At 62.7% G+C, this 17164-nt stretch carries 15 protein-coding genes and 1 pseudogene; 11 read left to right on the plus strand and 5 right to left on the minus strand.

Going from position 1 to position 17164, the window contains the following annotated elements:
- Positions 1–107 precede the first annotated feature (107 nt).
- Together odc2 and AC0L2Z_RS08505 are read left to right on the plus strand one after the other, a co-directional pair.
- Complete coding sequence (odc2, locus tag AC0L2Z_RS08500) at positions 108–1241, plus strand: ornithine/lysine decarboxylase (protein WP_473627516.1); 1134 nt, start codon at positions 108–110, stop codon at positions 1239–1241.
- Between the two features lie 161 nt (positions 1242–1402).
- Positions 1403–2050 (plus strand): annotated as a pseudogene (locus AC0L2Z_RS08505) (GNAT family N-acetyltransferase); the annotation flags it as partial.
- 85 nt (positions 2051–2135) lie between these two features.
- Here AC0L2Z_RS08505 and AC0L2Z_RS08510 read toward each other — a convergent pair.
- A complete protein-coding gene (locus tag AC0L2Z_RS08510) occupies positions 2136–2420 on the minus strand; it encodes an SCP2 sterol-binding domain-containing protein (protein WP_473517363.1) in 285 nt (94 codons plus the stop codon).
- 388 nt (positions 2421–2808) lie between these two features.
- Between AC0L2Z_RS08510 and AC0L2Z_RS08515 the strand changes: the two genes are divergently transcribed.
- A complete protein-coding gene (locus tag AC0L2Z_RS08515; RefSeq protein ID WP_473627580.1) occupies positions 2809–4230 on the plus strand; it encodes a coiled-coil domain-containing protein in 1422 nt (473 codons plus the stop codon).
- A 193-nt stretch (positions 4231–4423) separates the two neighbouring features.
- On the opposite strand, the gene AC0L2Z_RS08520 is transcribed toward AC0L2Z_RS08515, so the two are convergent.
- The gene (locus tag AC0L2Z_RS08520) at positions 4424–5290 is read right to left on the minus strand and encodes an alpha/beta fold hydrolase (protein ID WP_473627517.1); all 867 of its coding nucleotides are present in this window, start codon (positions 5288–5290) and stop codon (positions 4424–4426) included.
- Entirely contained in the window at positions 5287–5889 is a 603-nt protein-coding gene (locus AC0L2Z_RS08525) for a TetR/AcrR family transcriptional regulator (protein ID WP_091594828.1), read from the minus strand. The genes AC0L2Z_RS08520 and AC0L2Z_RS08525 overlap by 4 nt, the downstream gene beginning before the upstream one ends.
- Before the next feature lie 108 nt (positions 5890–5997).
- Between AC0L2Z_RS08525 and AC0L2Z_RS08530 the strand changes: the two genes are divergently transcribed.
- Positions 5998–6999, plus strand: a complete 1002-nt coding sequence (locus tag AC0L2Z_RS08530; protein ID WP_473627518.1) for an NADP-dependent oxidoreductase — start codon at positions 5998–6000, stop codon at positions 6997–6999.
- Positions 7000–7100: 101 nt separating this feature from the next.
- On the opposite strand, the gene AC0L2Z_RS08535 is transcribed toward AC0L2Z_RS08530, so the two are convergent.
- Positions 7101–8744, minus strand: coding sequence for an MFS transporter (locus tag AC0L2Z_RS08535; RefSeq protein WP_473627519.1), 1644 nt, complete (start codon positions 8742–8744; stop codon positions 7101–7103).
- Positions 8745–9153: 409 nt separating this feature from the next.
- Here AC0L2Z_RS08535 and AC0L2Z_RS08540 point away from each other — a divergent pair, with 409 nt between their 5' ends.
- The 3 genes from AC0L2Z_RS08540 (at position 9154) to AC0L2Z_RS08550 (ending at position 11196) form a co-directional block, all read left to right on the plus strand.
- On the plus strand, positions 9154–9498 hold the full coding sequence (locus AC0L2Z_RS08540; RefSeq protein WP_128183512.1) for an ArsR/SmtB family transcription factor: 345 nt from the start codon (positions 9154–9156) through the stop codon (positions 9496–9498).
- Positions 9495–10421, plus strand: coding sequence for an SRPBCC family protein (locus AC0L2Z_RS08545; protein WP_473627521.1), 927 nt, complete (start codon positions 9495–9497; stop codon positions 10419–10421). The genes AC0L2Z_RS08540 and AC0L2Z_RS08545 overlap by 4 nt, the downstream gene beginning before the upstream one ends.
- A gap of 226 nt (positions 10422–10647) precedes the next feature.
- A complete protein-coding gene (locus AC0L2Z_RS08550) occupies positions 10648–11196 on the plus strand; it encodes a dihydrofolate reductase family protein (protein ID WP_473627522.1) in 549 nt (182 codons plus the stop codon).
- Between the two features lie 155 nt (positions 11197–11351).
- Here the strand turns inward: AC0L2Z_RS08550 and AC0L2Z_RS08555 are convergent, their stop codons facing one another.
- Positions 11352–12383: a histone deacetylase family protein gene (locus AC0L2Z_RS08555; protein WP_473627523.1), complete on the minus strand. Its 1032-nt coding sequence runs from the start codon at positions 12381–12383 to the stop codon at positions 11352–11354.
- A gap of 169 nt (positions 12384–12552) precedes the next feature.
- On the opposite strand from AC0L2Z_RS08555, the gene AC0L2Z_RS08560 reads away from it, so the two are divergent.
- From AC0L2Z_RS08560 to AC0L2Z_RS08575, 4 genes are all read left to right on the plus strand, one after another.
- Positions 12553–14220, plus strand: coding sequence for an amidohydrolase (locus AC0L2Z_RS08560; RefSeq protein ID WP_287064627.1), 1668 nt, complete (start codon positions 12553–12555; stop codon positions 14218–14220).
- 125 nt (positions 14221–14345) lie between these two features.
- Positions 14346–15440 (plus strand): ABC transporter ATP-binding protein, encoded by a 1095-nt coding sequence (locus AC0L2Z_RS08565; RefSeq protein WP_473627525.1) that lies wholly within the window; start codon positions 14346–14348, stop codon positions 15438–15440.
- Entirely contained in the window at positions 15440–16360 is a 921-nt protein-coding gene (locus AC0L2Z_RS08570) for an ABC transporter permease (protein WP_128173737.1), read from the plus strand. The genes AC0L2Z_RS08565 and AC0L2Z_RS08570 overlap by 1 nt, the downstream gene beginning before the upstream one ends.
- Positions 16353–17159: an ABC transporter permease gene (locus tag AC0L2Z_RS08575; protein ID WP_128173736.1), complete on the plus strand. Its 807-nt coding sequence runs from the start codon at positions 16353–16355 to the stop codon at positions 17157–17159. The genes AC0L2Z_RS08570 and AC0L2Z_RS08575 overlap by 8 nt, the downstream gene beginning before the upstream one ends.
- Positions 17160–17164: the final 5 nt, after the last annotated feature.

Genomic DNA, 17164 nt, shown 5'->3' on the forward strand with positions numbered 1-17164 from the left:
GGTTCCATGGATCGACGTCCCGCCTTTGTCCACCGCGTGTTCGTGAGGTCGATGACCCGCGTCCCGCAGCCTTTGTGCGCGCCGAAAGGCGCTATGGAGAGACCCCGATGGCTACCCAGCGCATCCTTGACTTCCTCGCCACCCGACGTCCGAACGGCCCTTGCCTCGTCGTCGATCTCGATGTCGTGCGCGACAATTTCCGCGCCTTCGAGAAGGCGCTTCCCGATTCGAAAATCTACTATGCGGTGAAAGCAAATCCGGCGCCGGAAATCCTGCGCCTGCTTGCTGCGATGGGCTCGTCCTTCGACACCGCTTCCGTTGCCGAAGTCGAGATGGCGATGGACGCCGGCGCGCCGGCGGACCGCATCTCCTTCGGCAACACCATCAAGAAGGAGCGCGACATCCAGCGCGCCTATCAGCTCGGCATCCGGCTGTTCGCGGTGGACTGCGTCGAGGAGGTCGAGAAGATCGCCCGCGTTGCACCCGGCGCCCGTGTGTTCTGCCGCGTGCTGACCGATGGCGAAGGCGCCGAATGGCCGCTGTCGCGCAAGTTCGGCTGCGTGCCGGCGATGGCCGTCGACGTGCTGCGCCATGCGAAGGCGCTAGGGCTCGACGCCTATGGCGTGTCGTTCCATGTCGGCTCGCAGCAGACCGACCTGACCGCCTGGGACCGCGCGCTCGGCGACGCCAAAAAGGTGTTCGCTACGCTCGCTGACGAAGGCATTGTGCTCAAGATGGTCAATATGGGCGGCGGTTTCCCGACCCGTTACCTCAGGGACGTGCCGGTGGCACAGGCCTATGGCCAGGCGATCTTCTCGGCGCTGCGCAAGCATTTCGGCAACGCGATTCCCGAGACCATCATCGAACCGGGCCGCGGCATGGTCGGCAATGCCGGCGTCATCAAGTCGGAAGTCGTGCTGATCTCGAAGAAGGCCGACAACGACAATGTGCGTTGGGTCTTCCTCGACATCGGCAAGTTCGGCGGGCTCGCCGAGACGATGGACGAGGCGATCCGCTACCCGATCGTCACCGCGCATGACGGCACCGAGACCGCGCCGTGCGTGCTCGCCGGCCCGACCTGCGATTCGGCCGACGTGATGTACGAGAAGACGCCGTATCCGCTGCCCCTGTCGCTGACCATCGGCGACGAGGTGCTGATCGAGGGCACCGGCGCCTACACGACGACCTACGCCTCGGTCGCCTTCAACGGCTTCGAGCCTCTCCGATCCTACGTGATCTGACGGCTCGCAAGAGCCGGTCAGATCATCCCGAGGTGGGCGCCTGTCGCCCGCCCGGGCTCGCCTGTGGAACAATCCGCTCGTGAAGGATCGCGGAAATGGAAATTGTGGATTTCATCGTTGATGGCGCTGTGAGCCGGCAAATCTCCCCCCTTGAGGGGGAGATGGCCGGCAGGCCAGAGGGGGTCGGCTCAGCTGTCGCGACCTCTCTTGGACTGTGTGGCGCCGGCGCTTCACGCGCGGCGCCCCCCTCTGTCGGCTTCGGCGACATCTCCCCCTCTAGGAGGGAGATTGCTGGCGCTTTCGTCATCACCGCCGAAACCGCTGCCGACGTCCCGGCACGCGAGGTCTTGCTCGATCGCGCCATGGGGCCGAAGCGCCGGAGAAAATCGTCGGAAAAGCTGCGGCGCGGCCGCCGGCCTTCGGAAGGCCTGGCCTTTGTCGCACGCGACGCGTCGGGCGCTGTCACCGGCACCGTGCGGCTCTGGGATGTCGTGCTGGGCGAGGGCGGTAGGTCCGCCCTTCTGCTTGGCCCGCTCGCCGTCGATCCCACAATCAAGAATGCCGGCATCGGCTCGGCGCTGATGCGCCATGCAATCGCTGAAGCCGCGCGCCTCGGCCATGCGGCGATCCTGCTGGTCGGCGATGCGCCCTATTACGAGCGCTTCGGGTTCTCGGCCGATAAAACCGGCTCGCTGGCCATGCCGGGACCTTATGAGCGGCACCGCCTGCTGGCGCGGGAGCTGGTGGAAGGCGTGCTCGCCGGCGCGCAGGGCACGCTGAAGGCGGCCGGGCGCAAGCTGAAGGCACAGCGGGGCTGTCGCTCGCTGCCTGACGGATCGGAAACAAGCCGCTGCCATCGGGCGGCGGCTTGTTTCCATCCAGGATTGGAATGGGTCAGCCGATCAACTGGCTCAGCGCCATGGCGACGCTCATGTCGCCTTCGACCTTTATCTTGCCGGACATGAACGCCATGGTCGGGTTGAGATCGCCTGATATCAGCGATTCCAGATCGTCGAGCGAAAGCTTTATCGTGCAGTCGGCCGGCGCGTCGGTGGTCGAGACTTGAGCGCCGTCGATGACGATGACGCCGTCGCCTCCAGTGTCGAATTTCACGGAACGATCGAACCCGGCACTCGCCACGCGCGCGCTGATCTTGTCGGCAATTTCCTGAACGCCCATGGCCGTTCTCCTCGTCTCGTTGCGTTTGTCGCACCCCATTGCACTTCGGTCTGGGGCACTTCGGTCTGGGGCACTTTGATCCGGCCCGAAGTCGCCGTCTTGCGCATTTCGCGATCAAGGTCGCCGGCGCATATAGCTTCGGGTTGACGTTTACGTCAACGCGGTTCCCGATATGATGATGGGTTTTATCGCCGCAGTGAAGCTGCGCTGTCCACACTGGCAGTTACAAGGTCTGCATCATTCAAACAGACGAGGACAGTGGCCAGGCCTGTCCCTAGCGTGGGCTCGCCTCATGCGCCACCGCGCGATCAGGGGGAAGGGGATGAACCCGTATCCGGGAGGCGAGGATCAAGACCCCAGATGGCGTTACAGTAGGGGATGTTCAGTCATGAAAATCAGAAGTCTGATCAAGCGTGCCGAGACGGTGGACAGGGCATTCAAGGAACTCGAAGCCGATTTGGCGGATGCGTTCGATGAGTGTCTCAACCTGGACGACCAATCGCCGTTGGACAACGTTCCGGATGAGAACCTCGCGGCAAGGAATGACAACTCTCAGCCCGAGGACGATGCCGACGCTCCCGAGATCGCACGGCGGCTGACCTCCCACACACAAACCCGCCTGGCTGCGCTAGATGCCGTTGAGGGGCTGTTTGACGATGCGCGCGAGTATCTGGAGGAGATCAACACGAAACTGTCGGAGATCACGACCTCGCATCACCTGACAGGCGAATTCCTGAAGCTGCTTCACGGGGACATTCTTCGCGCCAACGAACTGGAACTGGCAAATGGCAGCCTGACCACGCAGCAAAGAGTGCTATCGGAGCAGTTCCACGATGCGACCAGAAAGCAGCGCGAGCGTGAAAGCGTCGTCGAGGCCCTGCAGCAGCGCGAGATAAGCCTGGCAGAGGACAAGGAGGCACTTCGCAGTGCGCTGGCTGCAGCAAAGCTGGAACTCGTCGTGGCAGGCAATGCGAGCGCAGAACGCGAAGCGGAGTTCGGCGACCTCGTCAAAACGCTTTCGGCCAGAACGGCCGAGGCCAACCGATGCGCGCGCGAGAACGAGATATTGCGGGAAAAGCATGTCAGCCTGTCGATCGACTTCGACAAGGCGCTGAAGCGGGAAGCTGAGGCGCGGCACCGGCTGGACGAGCTCTCGACGATTCATGCCAGTGACGCGGCGCGACTTTCGGAACTGCTGTCTGCGCTCGGCAAGAGCGAACAAGAGGAGATGCGGCTGCAGAAATCGCTCGATATCGCGCAAGCGAAGCTGTCGGAAATGACGGAAGCGGCCCGTATCATGGAAGGTGACAGGGAAGCCGAGCGTGCGCGTAGTTTCGCTGAGATCGGCGGCCTGCGTTCTGAAATTCGCAACCTCCAATCACGATTTGAAGTCGCCTCGAACGAGAACAATCAAGCCGCGAGCGAGATCGCCAATCTCAAGGCTCAATGGAGCGACGCTGTCGCCGAAAAGCAAATTGCGGAGGAAAGGTTGTCGGTTCTCAGAAAGGAGAACGAAAACGACAAGATGCACCTCTCGACCGTGAGCGCGAATTTTTCGCAGCTTTCCCTGCAGCAGGCATCCGAACAGATACAGCTCGATGTCCAGAGGCAGGAATGCGAGGACCTGCGAGCCGAAGTCGCGGTGCTCGACGCCCGGGTCAAGGAATTATTGCCCTATGAGCGTCTCCACAAGGTCACAAACGCCAAACCGCATGAGAACGGCGTGGTCGAGATCACCGGTGTCGTGGCGGAGAAGTCCCGCGCCACAAGCAGGCGGCGCGTCCGTACGAGCCTGCGCGCCGCATCCTGACGCACGGGTGTCACTTGGCTTTACGGGAACAGACTGAAGGTCCGTTGTCGAAGCAACGCAGATTCGGCGAATTAGCTTGCGTGCGCTTCCGTCCTCAGGGCTTCCCCGATCTAGTGTACGGTGTTGCCCGTCAGGTTAGCGCATGGATCGAAGCGTCATTTGCCCACCAACTGGCCACACCGGCACGGCCGGATTAGGCCTCGAGGAAGTCCAGGGCCTTTTCCACGAAGGCGCCGTGATACTGGAAAATGGCCGTATGCCCGCCGTCCTCGTACAGGACCAGCTCGGCATTGGGGAAGCGTCGTGCCAGGTCGACGGAATTGCTGGTGGGCACCATTCTGTCGTGATCGCCATTCACCACGAGCACCGGGTGCCGGACACGCGATAGGTCGGCAGGGCGCTCAAGGCCAAAGGCACGGACTGCCTTGAGCTGCTGGCTGAAAGCGCCGAGGGCGATGGGCTTGTCGCGGTCATTGATCCGTTCCTTCAAGCGCTGCAGAAACTCGCGCGCCGCCTTCTTGCCGTTGGGGCTTTGGGTGAAGAAGAGGTAGTTCTTTGGGTCCCTGATGGTCAGCGCGGCGCGGATCATGTCGAAGATGGTGACTGATGTCACCCTGTCGATGCCGGTACCACCGGCTGGGCCGGTTCCCGCGAGGATGATCTTGCGAACCAGATCAGGCTCGAGCTGAACAATCGCCTGGGCGATGAAGCCGCCAAGAGAGAGGCCGAGCAGGTCGACCTGCTCGAAGCCGAGCGCCCGGACGAAGGCGATCGCGTCGCGGGCCATCGCCTCCACCGTGTTGGGAGTGGACCCGCCTGATGCGCCAACACCACGGTTATCGAAGGTGATAACGCGCCGTTTTGCGGCAATGCCATCGACGACCCGAGGATCCCAATTGTCGAGAACTGCACTCAGATGGGTAAGGAAGATTACCGGTACCCCTGACTTGGGGCCGAGCTCGCGGTAGGCGAATTTCGTGCCGCCGACGTCGACCGTTTTTGTCGGCACGTCCTCGTGCTTGATGATCGCGGCAGGTCGCGACAGCTGATGCACGTTCATGATGGTTTCCTTTCTTCCGGCTTGTCGTTGTCGCGGGGCTGGAGCAGCGCCTTCGCCGCTGCCGCGCCAGCCGCAAGGATGCGATCGGACAGTTCGGTCCCGTTCACCGCGCGCGATAGCTCAAGCGTGCCGATCAGGGTCGCGAAGACGCCGAACGCGACATCTTCGGGGTCGCGGGCGTCGGGTGTCAGTTCGGCCGCCACCGGGCGTACGAGCTTGAGCAGGTGCTCGGCGTAAACCTGGCGCGTCTCGACCGGCTCACGCGCAATTTCGGGCAACAGCGCGGCTGAAGCGCAACCGTGGCCTGGATTGTCTCGGTGTTCCGCCGACAGATACGCGTCGATTGCCATTGGCAGGCCACCGGCAGCCACCGCCTCCTGAATCTGGGTCGCCTGAACCTCCAGGGCCGCCGCCACGCTCTCACGCACGAGCGCCGCCTTGGATGGAAAATGCGGATAGAACGCGCCGTTGGTCAGTCCCGCCTCGCCCATGATGCCGGCGATACCTGATGCAGCGATGCCGTCGGAGCGAAACCGTTCGGTCGCCACATCCATGATCCGCTGCCGCGATGCGTCCTTCCTGCCCTTCTCGTAGCGCATGTTGCTTTCTCCTTCGATCAGCTATTGCATTATGAGCATAATATCAGTAAATGGGCGTAATGCAATAGGGGCGCGTCACTCCGGGTCCCTCAATTTGGGAAAGCTGCCATGAAGGCCTTCATCATCGATCGATACGCAAAGAACGCTCCCCTGCGGCTCGGAGACGTTCCGGAGCCGGAAGTCGGGGAGAAGGACGTGCTGGTGCAGATCCATGCCGCCAGTCTCAATCAGCTGGACTCCAAGATCAGGGACGGAGAATTCAAACTAATCCTGCCCTATCGCCGGCCTTTCGTTGCAGGCCATGACGTGGCCGGAACGGTCATTCGCGTCGGCTCGAAGGTCCGACAGTTCAAACCGGGCGACGAGGTCTATGCGCGACCGCGCGACGGTCGGATCGGGGCTTTCGCCGAGTACATCGCGATTGATGATGCGGACGTGGCGCTGAAGCCAAAAAACCTCAGCATGGAAGAGGCCGCGTCGATTCCCCTGGTGGGGCTGACTGCCTGGCAGGCGCTGGTCGAAAGAGCGAGCCTGAAGAAAGGACAGAAGGTTTTCATTCAGGCCGGCTCCGGCGGAGTGGGGACATTCGCCATTCAATTGGCAAAGCACCTCGGCGCGACGGTCGCCACGACAACAAGCTCCTCGAACACGGATATGGTCAGGAAGCTGGGCGCCGATGTCATTGTCGACTACAAGAAGGATGACTTCGAGAAAGTCCTTTCGGGCTACGATGTCGTCCTGAATAGCCAGGACAACAAGACCCTCGAAAAGTCCCTGCGTGTGTTGAAGCCAGGTGGCGTCGCCGTTTCGATCTCCGGTCCGCCCGATCCCGGGTTTGCCAGGGAGAAAGGGCTGAACTGGGTGCTGAACCTGGTCATGCGCGTTTTGAGCGCAGGCATCAGGCGACGGGCGAAACGCGCAGATGTCCGATATTCGTTCCTGTTCATGGCGGCCAATGGCGGGCAGTTGACAAAAATCACGTCGCTCATCGAAACGGGCGTCATCCGCCCGGTCGTAGATCGTGTCTTTCCGCTTGAGCAGACAAACGAGGCATTGGCATACATTGAACAGGGCCGGGCCAAGGGCAAGGTTGTCATCAAGGTGAAATGAAATAGCATTTGCAATGCTTCAGGCGACAACGTCCGCTTCTGGGCGCAATGCGGGCCCAGCGAATGAGCTTGCGCGTGCTTCTTCCACAGCGCTACGTCAACCTAATGCTCGATCGGTCCTTTCGGCATGACGATTGTCGTGCCGGCGGTTGTCGGACGCTCGATCATGCGGCGGACGCGCGGCGGCTCGTCGCCGCTGTGCAGCGCCCGCACGCGCTCGCCGACAACGGCGTCGGCATGGGTGGCCCGCTTGTTGTGGCGGATGTATTCGAGCCATGTCGGCGTGTGATAGTGCTCGATCCATATTGCGGGATTTTCGAGATCGCGCGCCAGCGTCCAGTTGCGGGCGCCGTCACGGCGGCGGATGCGGCCGCGTTCGGCCATGGTGGCCAGGAATTCCGGCACGTCCTCCTCGCGGATGATGTACTCGATCATGATGGCGATCGGCCCGCTGCGCAGTTTCAGGTCGAGTGCAAGATGCGGCTCCTTGAAACGGTTCAGCGGATCGAGGTTGAGCACCGCCTGCTGCGGCAAAGGCAGCAACAGGCCGATCGCGCCGCCCGCCAGCATCGCGACGGCGGCCGCGATCAGCGCGAACTCGGCGCCATGCGAATCAGCGACGACGCCCCAAATCCAGCTGCCGAGGGCGATGCCGCCGAAAGTCGCCGTCTGATAGACCGAGAGCACCCGGCCGACCACCCAGCGCGGCGTCGACATCTGCACCGTGACGTTGAAATGCGCCAGCGCGGCCACCCAGCAGGCGCCGCCGATGAGCAGCCCGAGCGACGTTTGCCAGGCCTGATCGCTGACGGCGGCATTGAAGGCGCAGAGCGCGAAGCCGGCGAATGCCATGCGAACCATCGTCTCGCTTGACAGAATCTGCCTCAGCCTGACGCTGATCAGCGCGCCGCCGACGGCGCCGATGCCGAAAGCACCGAGCATGATGCCGTAGGTCAAGGCATCGCCCTTGACGACATTGCGCGCCACCAGCGGCAGCAGCGCCAGGACCGCGCCGGCGCTGAAGCCGAAAGCCGCACCCCTTACCAGCACCTTGCCGATATTGGGCGACATGGCGACGTAGCGCAGGCCAGCACCCATCGCCGCGCCCAGCGTCTCGCGCGGCAGTGTCGAGGCCGGCAATTCCGGCTTCCAGCGGGCCAGCACGATGATCAGCCCGACATAGCTCAATGCGTTAGCGGCAAAGGCCGCTGCGGCACCTGCGGCGGCAACGATGATGCCGCCGATCGCCGGGCCGACGCTGCGCGTCAGGTTGAAGCCCAACGAATTGAGCGCGACGGCAGCCGGCAGCTTGGCGCGCGGCACCATGTCGCCGACAGAAGCTTGCCATGACGGGTTGTAAAGCGCCGTGCCGCTGTTGATCAGGAAGGCGAAGGCGAGCAGCGTCCACGGCGTCATCAAGCCAAGATAGGTGAACACGGTCAGCAGAACCGAGACGACCAGCATGAAGATCTGGGCAATCAGCATGACCTTGCGCCGGTTGAAGCTGTCGGCGATGGCCCCGGCAACGAGCGCAAACAGCATGATCGGCAAGGTGGTCGAAGCCTGGACCAGCGCAACCTGATAGGACGAGGTGGCGATCGTGGTCATCATCCAGGCGGCGCCGACGCCCTGGATCAAGCCACCGAAATTCGAAACCAGACTGGCGGACCATACGGCGCGGAAAATGCCGTGTCGGAACGGCGCCAGCGCCGAGACGCGTTCGCTGTCCGGCTCGTCGTCGATCATCGATGCTTCCCCGACTTCAAATGCTGCGTTCTTCCAGAATCGGTGCCCTCATGCCGTCCCCTAGAAGTAGAGCATGACCTCGCAAAGGGCGAACGCCTTTTCAAATAAGATCATGGTCCAACAACAAGATAGCGGTGGCGGGAGCAGGTCCGCGGCCATTCTTGCAGGCCGCGTGAAGCGCTTCGGTGAGGTGTCCGACCTTCCGTCCGGGAAGCGGACTGGCGGCTTCAGGATTTTGTCTTCGACTGCAGGCATCGGCCTGTGCGAGCATCGCTGGGAACGACTTTCTCCAGCAAGCCAGCAACAGAATCCGCCTGCTCCAACAACTCGGCGCGTTGCGCAAAAAATACTTAGCAACTTGACGAAGTTTTCGCTTGCGCCACCGGCAAATTGGGCGATAGTTAGCGATATGGCTAAGCATGATCCTGATCTCTCGCTGCTCTTCCACGCGCTCGCTGATCCGACCCGCCGGTCGATCCTGACCCGGCTCGCCGAAACACCTGCGCGGGTAACGGATCTGGCTGGGCCCACGGGACTGCGGCTGCCCACGGTGATGCGGCACCTTTCCGTGCTGGAGGAGGCAGGGTTGATCACCACGTCCAAGGACGGGCGGATACGCACCTGCGCCATCGTACCCGAGGCTCTGGATCCAGCGCGAACATGGCTCGATGAACAGCGGGCCATCTGGGAAGCTCGGCTCGACCGGTTGGACGCATTTGTGATGAATGTGATGAAGAAGGAGCGCGCAGAATGACACAGAACCTCGCTACAAACAGTGCGACCCGTGCGGTGCCCGATGATAGGAAGGGCCGTTTTGCGACGCTGACCTTCGAACGGGACGTGGCCGCGCCATTGGCCGTGCTGTGGGAGGCTTGGACGGCCCCAGCCGCGCGGGCGATCTGGGCTGCGCCATCGCCCTCGGTCACCGTGGAGTTTTTGGAGGCCGACACCAGGGTGGGTGGACGCGAGGTCTCGCTCTGCAAGGCAGAGGGCCGTCCGGACATCCACTGCGAGTGCGGCTGGCTGGCGTTGCAGCCGGCGGTGTGCAGCGTGAACTACGAGGTGGTCTCGTGCGAAGGCGTGACGCAATCAGCAGCGCTGGTGACGGCAGATCTCTCAGGCACGCACGAGCGCAGCCGGCTGGTCGTGACGGTGCAACTTTGCTCACTGGCGCAGGACATGGAAGCAGGCTACCGGGCGGGCTTCGGTGCCGGCCTGGACAACCTCGCGGGCGCGGCCGAACGAACCATGGTGCTGCAGCGCGTGATTCAGGCGCCGCGGTCCATCGTCTGGGGCGCGTGGATGAACCGTGAAACGCTGCCGCAATGGTGGGGGCCGGAAGGCTTCTCCTGTCGAACGAAGAGGATCGACTTGCGAGCGGGCGGCGAGTGGGTATTCGACATGATCGCGTCTGACGGCACGGTTTTCCCGAACCACCATCTCTATAACGAGGTCCGGCCCGAGGAGAGGATCGGCTATACGCTGCATTGGGGCGAGAACGGGCCGAAACATGCCGACGCCTGGGCCTCGTTCGAGGATCAGGACGGGGCAACGAAGGTAACGCTGGGCATGGTATTCAGCACGGCTGCCGAGTTCCAGGAGGCGAAGGGCTTCGGTGCCGTGGAACTGGGACTGCAAACTCTCGGCAAACTGGAACGCTTCGTCGCATCCCGCTGAAATGCTGCGACTTCCCGTCGGCCCGAATCAGGGCTTGTCGACGAGGTCTCCATGTCGCGCCAGACCTCATCGGCGACGGCATCCGCCGCTTCAGCCAGAACGGCATGGAGCCGGTCAGGCTGGAGAAGACCGAGGGCTCGGGAAGCGGGGCAGATCACCAACATGCGCTTCCGCTTCACGGGATAGGCCGAGAATTCACAAAGGGATACACGAAGAGGAGGGTTCTATGAGAAAGCTGATCATATGGGACATGGTGAGTGTCGACGGCTTCTTCGAAGGTCCGGACAGGGACATCAGCTGGTTCGTCTTTGAAGAAGAACTCGAGAACTACATTCGTGAGACCCAGGAAAAGGCCGACACGCTGATCTTCGGCCGCGTGACCTACGAGCTCATGGCAGCCTATTGGCCGTCCGAGCAAGGCTGGATCGCGGATTTCATGAACAAGATCGAGAAGGTGGTCTTCTCGCGCACGCTGAAAAGCGCCGACTGGAACAACACGAAGCTCTTCAACAGCAATGTCGCGGAAGAAGTCTCCAAGCTGAAGACCAGGGACGGCGGAGACATCTTCGTGTTCGGCAGCGCCGACCTCACGGCGACCCTGATGGAGCACGGCCTGATCGACGAGTATCACCTCGGGATCAACCCCGTTATTCTGGGGAGAGGCACGCCGCTCTTCAAGGGCGGCGCGAACCGGATACGCCTGAAGCATCTCGAGACGAGGACGCTCAAGTCAGGTGTTGTCATCCTCCATTACGCGCCGGAGAGCAGACAATGACGATCGATCCGCTGTTTCCCGTCAACCAGGCTTGTCGAATTGGGAGGGCCCGGGGAAGTGGCGCGCTCCAGACGATCGGCGGCCAAGTGGCGTAGCTGCCATCACCGCTGCGCTCTCTCGGGTCTAACGCCTGGGCAGCCCTTTGGGCGCATGCATTACCGATCCTCGAATCCGGTCAGCACGCCGACGGCGTTGATGCCGATTTCCTCGACGGCGTAGCCGCCTTCCATGACGAACAGCGTCGGCAGGCCAAGCTGGGCGATGCGGCGGCCAATCTTGGGATAGTCGGCGCTTTTCAGCTTGAACCTGCTGATCGGGTCCTTCTCGAACGTGTCGACGCCGAGCGAGACGACTACGACCTCGGGAGCGTAAGCCGCAAGTTTTGCGCAGGCGTCCTCCAGCGAAGCATTCCAGGCATCCCATGCGGTGCCGAACGGCATGGGGTAGTTGACATTGAAGCCTTCGCCGGGCCCGGCGCCGCGCTCGTCGGCATGGCCGAGGAAAAACGGATATTCGGTCATCGGGTCGCCATGCAGGTTCAGCACCTGCACGTCGCTGCGGCTGTAGAAGATCTCCTGCGTGCCGTTGCCGTGATGGTAATCGACATCGAGGATCGAGACGCGCCTGGCGCCCTGGTCGCGGAACCATTGCGCGGCAACCGCGGCGTTGTTGATGTAGCAATAGCCGCCCATGAACGCAGCACCGGCATGATGGCCAGGCGGGCGGCAGAGCGCGAAGGCTGATATCTCGCCGCCCTTGACTAGAGCGGCTGCGGTCAGCGCCACGTCGTAGGACGACTTGATCGCCTCCCAGGTGCCTTTGACGAAGCTGGCGCCGCCGTCGAAGGAGTAAAAGCCAAGCAGCGCATCGATGGTTTGGGGGCGCACATCGCCGCGCAGGCCGCGCGTCGGCCAGGTGAAGGGGAGGGCCGAGCCGGTCCGGCCCGACGCTTCCCAGAGCGGCCATACGGTCGGCAGGAAATCGATGTAGTCGCTGGTATGCACCTGCTTGGCGGCAGCGAGGTCGTGGGTCTCGGATGGCAGGATCGGGCCGAGATTTTCGCTCTCAACCCTCGCCTTGATGAACTCGGCGCGCGAGGGCTTCTCGAAGGCCGGTACGATGGCGCCCGAAATGAGCTCGAAATTGCCGGCATGACCGGCGTGAAGAGGGGAAAAAACAGTCTTCATTTTGGCGGCCGGCTCGCTCTTCGGGTTGCGTATCCGTCATTGACGAATTGCTTTGTGGCAGAGAGTTTCAGCCCCGCCAAGAGGCTTTCCCGGATCGTTGTTGCGAGCGGCAGCGGCGGCTTGCCAGACGCCAATACTCTGCTAGCCTTAGCTCAAACGGGAGAAAATTATGCCGCCATCGGCCGATCTGATCGTCGAGAACGCCAGCATATTGACGATGGATCCCGATACTCCCCGCGCCGAAGCCATAGCGATCAAGGGCGGCGAAATCATTGCGATCGCAGATCGCGCGACCGTGCTGGAGCACAAGGGATCCGGCACGCGCGTCATAGACGCCGAGCGCGGCTCCGTCGTTCCCGGCTTCATCGAAGCGCATATGCATCTTTTCGGCGGCGCGGCCGAACTCGATCATCTCCAACTGATGGGCGTCCACGGTTTCGATGCGCTTTGCGATGCTGTGCGCAACTATGCCGCAAAGCGGCCGGATCTATCCGTCCTGCAGGCGCAAGGCGCCGACTATACCATCCTGTCGGCGACGGAACGGGTCAGCCGCCATCACCTCGACCGCATCCTTCCGGATAGGCCCTTCGTCATGGCGGCGCCCGACCACCACACAATGTGGGCGAACACCAAGGCACTGGAATTGGCCGGCCTGCTTGGAGGCAAGCGGCTTGGTCCCGGCAACGAGATCGTCATGGGCGACGACGGGTTGGCCGGTGGCGAATTGCGCGAGGGCGAGGCCTTTGGGCCGCTGATCGCGCTGGCCGGCGAGGAGCGTGTGCGGCTCGGCCTGGCCACCGGCGGCGAGCCGGACCCGAAGCCGACGCCGGCGGAGCAGGCCTCCGACCGGGCGATCATGCGCCGCGGGCTGGAATGGTGCGCCAGGCACGGCATCACCTCGATCCAGAACATGGACGGCAATTTGCACCAGCTCGAACTCCTGTCCGAGATCGAGGCCGAGGGCGACTTGCTGTGCCGGGTGCAGGTGCCGTTCCACTACAAGAACTTCATGACGCTCGACATGCTCGACAAAGCCTCTGATATGGCTGAGCGATACGCGGGCGAATGGCTGTCGTCCGGCATGGTCAAGATGTTTTACGACGGCGTGCTGGAAGGCTGGACCGCGGTGATGGTCGACGACTATGCCGACCGGCCGGGCTGGCGCGGTGAGCCGCTGTTTACGCCGGAGCATCTCGCCGAGGTGGCGGTGGAGGCCGACCGGCGCGGGCTGCAGGTCGCCGTGCATTCGATCGGCGACGGCGCGGTGCGTGCGGTCCTCGATGGTTATGAGGCGGCGCGGCGGAAGAACGGCAGGCGCGACAGCCGGCACCGGGTCGAGCATATCGAGGTGGTCACTGCCGCCGACATACCGCGCTTCGCAGAGCTTGCCGTCATCGCCTCGATGCAGCCGCCGCACCCGCCCGGCGCCATGGACTTCCCGCTGGAGCCGACGCTTTCGCGCATCGGCCGCGAAAGATGGCCGCTGAGCTATGCCTGGCGGACGCTGAAGCAGGCGGGCGCGCATGTCGTCTTCGCTTCCGACTGGCCGGTGTCGCCGATCGATCCGATCCTGGGCATTCAGGCGGCGGTGCTGCGCAAACCTTGGGCAGAGGGCGATCCCGACCAGAGCTTTTCGCTGCATGAATCACTAGCGGGCTACACGGTGGAAGGCGCCTATGCCGAGTTCATGGAGCACCGCAAGGGCCGCCTCAAGGCAGGCTTTATGGCCGATCTCGTGGTGCTCTCAGCCGACATCGAGGCGACCGCGCCGGAAGCGCTGCATACGGTGCGGCCGGTGACGACGATCTGCGGCGGCAAGATCACCTACCAGGCCTGACGGTGGCACGGGAATTGCGTTCTGGATCGACATTCAGATGTGTGCTTGCCAAGCCATGCGCCGTGTGCTGACAATCGAGTGGGAACTGGATCCGCCAGAAGAGCGGACACAAGAATGGGGTAATCGTGCCGGAACAACCGGGTAAAAGTGCAATTGAAGTTCGTGGCGTCCGCAAGGTCTTCGGTAGCGGGGAGTCACAGGTCGCCGCCCTCGACACGGTTTCGGTGTCGATCCGCGAAAATGAGTTTTTTACGCTGCTTGGCCCGTCCGGCTGCGGGAAGACGACGCTGCTGCGGCTGATCGCCGGCTTCGACTTCCCGAGCGCCGGCGAGATCTTGCTGCACGGCCAGGACATAGCGCCGCTGCCGCCGTTCAAGCGGCCGGTCAATACCGTGTTCCAGAACTATGCGCTGTTCCCGCATATGACGGTGGCCGAGAACATCGGCTTCGGCCTCGAAATGCTCGGCAAGCGCAAGGCCGAAGTCAGGGCGCGGGTCGCCGAGATGCTGAAGCTGGTCAAGATGGAGGCGCTGAGCAACCGCCGCACCAGCCAGATTTCCGGCGGCCAGCAGCAGCGCGTGGCGCTGGCGCGCGCTCTCGCGCCGCAGCCAAAAGTGCTGCTGCTCGACGAGCCGCTGTCGGCGCTCGACTTCAAGCTGCGCAAGGAGATGCAGATCGAGCTGAAGCGGCTGCAGCACGAGACCGGCATCACCTTCATCTTCGTCACCCACGACCAGGAAGAAGCGCTGACCATGTCGGACCGCATCGCGGTGATGTCGTCGGGCAAGATCCTGCAGGTCGGCACGCCCTGGGACATCTACGACAAGCCGGCGGAGCGCTTCGTCGCCGACTTCATCGGCGAAACCAATTTCCTGACGGCGGCCATATCTGGCATGGGCAACGGCAAGGCACGCGCAACGCTCAAATCCGGCGCGACGATCGACGCGACCGTGGCTGAGGGCTTCCTGCCGAAGGACAATGCCACCGTGGTGGTCAGGCCCGAACATGCCAAGCTGACCAGCGGCAAGGGCGACCTGTCGGGCACGGTCGAAAACATCGTCTATTTGGGCACCGACACGCACATCCATGTTCGCCTGGACAGCAGCGAGAGCTTCACCGTGCGCCAGCAGAACTCGCGCAGCGCCGGCTGCGGTTTCGAGCGGGGCGACAAGGTCGGCATTTCGATCGGCAACGACGCCGCGCAAGTGCTGAGGGACTGATGGCGAGCGCAGAACAAGTCGCGGAGGAAGCCGAGCGGCGAGAGATCCGCGATCGCTGGCTGCTGTCGGCGCCGGCACTGATCATCATCTTTCTCGCCGCGACCGGCCCGCTGCTGATCGTCGTGATCTATTCCTTCCTGACGCCTGGGCCGTATGGCGACGTGGTGTGGAAATTCTCGACCGACGGCTGGCTGTCGGTGCTGATGCAGCGTGACATCTTCGACGATACGCTGGCCTTCGCCGACGCGCATCTGTCGATCTTCTGGCGCTCGGCCAAGCTGTCGTTTTTGACAACGATCCTGACGCTGCTGTTTGGCTTCCCGACCGCCTATTTCATCGCCACACGGCCGCCGCGCCAGCGCGACATCTGGCTGTTCCTGATCACCATCCCGTTCTGGACCAATCTCTTGATCCGCACCTTCGCCATCCAGGAGGTGATCCGCAATGAGGGCCTCGTCAACACGGTGCTGGTCAAGCTCGGCATCATCAGCCAGCCGATCCAGATGATGTTCACCGATTTCGCGCTGATGGTCGGCATGACCTATGTCTATCTGCCGCTGATGGTGCTGCCGCTCTATGCCAGCATGGAAAAGATCGACTTCCGGCTGGTCGAGGCGGGTTACGACCTCTATGCCAACCGTTTCCAGGTGCTGAGGCGCGTCATCATCCCGCTGGTCAAGCCCGGCATCATCGCCGGCTCGATCCTGGTCTTCATCCCGGCGCTGGGCGCCTATGTCACCCCGCGCGTGCTCGGCGGGTCGAAGAATATGATGCTCGGCAATCTGATCGAGCTGCAGTTCGGGCAAGGCCGTAACTGGCCGCTCGGCTCGGCGCTGTCGCTGTCGCTGATGGCGATCGTGATGGTCGCGATGCTGTTGTATGTCCGCTCCGTCGGGCGCCGGGGTGGTGCGCATGGCTAGCCGCTTCGACATCCGCCGGCAGACCGGCTTCACCACCATCGCCATGATCTGCTTCTTCGCGCTGTACCTGCCGATCGTCACGCTTGTCGTCTATGCCTTTAACGCCGGCAATTCGATCGCGATCTGGGAAGGCGTGTCGCTGCGCTGGTTCTACCAGGCCTGGAACAACAACCAGGTCGTCGATGCCGCCATCCGGTCGCTGCAAATCGCTTTGGTCGCCGCGACTGTCGCCACCATCGTCGCCACCATGGCTGCACTCGCCACGACCCGAACCAAACCCTATCCCGGCCTCGGCTTCAAATACGCCTTCATCAACCAGCCGCTGATGGTGCCGGAGATCGTCACTGCGGTGGCGCTGCTGATCTTCTTCTCGCGCATCAAGATCTGGACCGGCTATTCGGGGCTGGGCTACCTGATGGCGGCGCATACCGCTTTTTGCATTCCCTTTGCCTATCTGCCGATCCGGGCGCGGCTCGAGAGCATGGACCTGTCGCTGGAGACCGCGGCGGCCGACCTCTACGCGACACCCTGGAAGGCATTTAGGCGCGTCACCTTTCCGCTGCTGTGGCCAGGCATCCTTGCCGGGTTGATGCTGGCCTTCGTCATCTCGCTGGATGACGTCGTCATCACCGAGTTCGTCAAGTCCGGCGGCCAGGACACGTTGCCGACCTACATGCTCGGCCAGTTCCGGCGCTTTATCACGCCGGAAATCAACGCAATTTCGACGGTGTTCCTGCTGATCTCGATCTTGATCGTCACCGTCTTCTTTTTCATCAGCAGGAAAAAGGATCACGAGTGACAGGA

The organism is Mesorhizobium sp. WSM4850 (assembly GCF_055811735.1).

Excerpts from the sequence above, each read along its gene's own strand:
- odc2 (WP_473627516.1), top strand. The coding sequence starts at position 108 with ATGGCTACCCAGCGCATCCTTGACTTCCTCGCCACCCGACGTCCGAAC.
- AC0L2Z_RS08575 (WP_128173736.1), top strand. The coding sequence starts at position 16,353 with ATGGCTAGCCGCTTCGACATCCGCCGGCAGACCGGCTTCACCACCATC.
- AC0L2Z_RS08540 (WP_128183512.1), top strand. The coding sequence starts at position 9,154 with ATGGCTAAGCATGATCCTGATCTCTCGCTGCTCTTCCACGCGCTCGCT.
- AC0L2Z_RS08550 (WP_473627522.1), top strand. The coding sequence starts at position 10,648 with ATGAGAAAGCTGATCATATGGGACATGGTGAGTGTCGACGGCTTCTTC.
- AC0L2Z_RS08525 (WP_091594828.1), bottom strand. The coding sequence starts at position 5,889 with ATGCGCTACGAGAAGGGCAGGAAGGACGCATCGCGGCAGCGGATCATG.
- AC0L2Z_RS08515 (WP_473627580.1), top strand. The coding sequence starts at position 2,809 with ATGAAAATCAGAAGTCTGATCAAGCGTGCCGAGACGGTGGACAGGGCA.
- AC0L2Z_RS08555 (WP_473627523.1), bottom strand. The coding sequence starts at position 12,383 with ATGAAGACTGTTTTTTCCCCTCTTCACGCCGGTCATGCCGGCAATTTC.
- AC0L2Z_RS08510 (WP_473517363.1), bottom strand. The coding sequence starts at position 2,420 with ATGGGCGTTCAGGAAATTGCCGACAAGATCAGCGCGCGCGTGGCGAGT.
- AC0L2Z_RS08560 (WP_287064627.1), top strand. The coding sequence starts at position 12,553 with ATGCCGCCATCGGCCGATCTGATCGTCGAGAACGCCAGCATATTGACG.
- AC0L2Z_RS08570 (WP_128173737.1), top strand. The coding sequence starts at position 15,440 with ATGGCGAGCGCAGAACAAGTCGCGGAGGAAGCCGAGCGGCGAGAGATC.
- AC0L2Z_RS08520 (WP_473627517.1), bottom strand. The coding sequence starts at position 5,290 with ATGAACGTGCATCAGCTGTCGCGACCTGCCGCGATCATCAAGCACGAG.
- AC0L2Z_RS08530 (WP_473627518.1), top strand. The coding sequence starts at position 5,998 with ATGAAGGCCTTCATCATCGATCGATACGCAAAGAACGCTCCCCTGCGG.
- AC0L2Z_RS08535 (WP_473627519.1), bottom strand. The coding sequence starts at position 8,744 with ATGATCGACGACGAGCCGGACAGCGAACGCGTCTCGGCGCTGGCGCCG.
- AC0L2Z_RS08545 (WP_473627521.1), top strand. The coding sequence starts at position 9,495 with ATGACACAGAACCTCGCTACAAACAGTGCGACCCGTGCGGTGCCCGAT.